Origin of the sequence: Pseudoroseomonas cervicalis ATCC 49957, from assembly GCF_000164635.1 — a bacterium.
Taxonomy (GTDB): domain Bacteria; phylum Pseudomonadota; class Alphaproteobacteria; order Acetobacterales; family Acetobacteraceae; genus Pseudoroseomonas; species Pseudoroseomonas cervicalis.
This window is the reverse complement of the sequence record NZ_GG770887.1, coordinates 1-1,402: the sequence shown is the minus strand read 5'-3', so window position 1 is coordinate 1,402 and position 1,402 is coordinate 1. Positions and strand designations below refer to the sequence as shown.

Below are 1,402 nucleotides of genomic sequence, written 5' to 3'. Positions count from 1 at the left end.
CGGCCGACGCGCTGTGGCTGGCCGCCGGGCTCGGCCTGCAACTGGGCCTCGCCGCCTGGCGCGATCACCATCGCGCGCGCGCCCGCGCGCAAGCCGTTGACGCGACCGTCACCCGCGCTACCTGAAACCGCCAAGCCACCCTTGCGGTTCTGGCTGCGGCGCCCACGCGCCGTCTCGGAGGAGAGGACGACATGGCGGCGCCCATCGCATCGGCCGCGCCGGGCCGCGACACGGCCCTCGACATCTGGCGCGGCTTCGCGCTGGTGACGATCTTCATCAACCATGTCTCCGGCAATGTGCTGGAGAACTGGACGCACAAGAATTTCGGCTTCTCCGACGCGGCGGACCTGTTCGTGTTCTTCGCCGGCTATGCCGCGGCCTCGGCCTATTTCACCCGCTACCTGGAGGGCGACCGCTTCGGCATCACCATGAAGGTGCTGAGCCGGGCGGTGAAGCTCTACACCACGCATCTGGCGCTGGTGGTGCTGGGCGCCGCCGTCTTCGCCACCAAGGCGCTGAAGACCGGCGATCTCGGCCTGATGTCGGTGATCGCGCTGGAGCCGCTGATGCTCGACCCGGCCGGCGCGCTGGTGGAAGCGGCGACGCTGCGCTACCAGCCCGGCTTCCTCAACATCCTGCCGCTGTATTTCGTGCTGATCGGCCTGCTGCCGCTGCTGCTGGCGCTGGCCGCGCGCAGCATGCAGGCGGCGCTCGGCCTGTCCTTCGCCATCTGGCTGGCCGCCGGGCTGACCGGCGCCAATTTCCCCAGCCTGCTGCCCGGCGGCTGGTTCTTCAACCCGCTCTCCTGGCAGTTCCTCTTCGTGCTGGGCTTCGCCCTCGGCGCGCGGCGCGCCCGCACCGGCCAGGCGGTCAGCTACCATCGCGGCCTGTGGTGGGCGGCGGCGGGGTATCTGTTCATCGGCATGCTGTCGATGCAGGGCACCGGCCTGCCCAGCCCGGGCTGGCTGCCGCTGCCCGATTTCCTGACCGTGCCGGAGAAGCAGTATCTCTCCGTGCCGCGCGTGCTGCACCTGCTGGCGCTGGCCTATGTGGTGGTGTTCTCGCCGCTGCAGGACTGGGCGCGCGGCGCGCCGCGCAACCATCCGCTGGCGATGATGGGGCGCCACTCGCTGCCGATCTTCTGCACCGGCCTGCTGGTCAGCCTGACCGGCGTGGCCTTCCGCCAGACCGGCTATGACGGCGTGCTGTTCGACATCACCTATGTCACCGCCGGCATCGTCACCCAGGTTCTGGTGGCCGGGCTGCTGACGCTGACCGAGAAGCGGCGCAGCGCCCCGGGCGGCGCCGGCGCCCCCGCCGCCCTGCCCGTGGCCGCCAAGCTCTCCTGAAGGACCGCGCCGCCGATGCGCCTGGCTGCCGCCGCCCTGCTCTGCGCCGCCGC

At 71.3% G+C, this 1,402-nt stretch carries 1 protein-coding gene; it reads left to right on the top strand.

Annotated features, from left to right (window positions below):
• Positions 1–191: 191 nt before the first annotated feature.
• Positions 192–1,349 (top strand): OpgC family protein, encoded by a 1,158-nt coding sequence (locus HMPREF0731_RS20010; RefSeq protein ID WP_007006034.1) that lies wholly within the window; start codon positions 192–194, stop codon positions 1,347–1,349.
• The last annotated feature ends 53 nt before the right edge of the window (positions 1,350–1,402 follow it).

Coding starts and splice junctions, on each gene's coding strand:
- HMPREF0731_RS20010 (WP_007006034.1), top strand. CDS start 192: ATGGCGGCGCCCATCGCATCGGCCGCGCCGGGCCGCGACACGGCCCTC.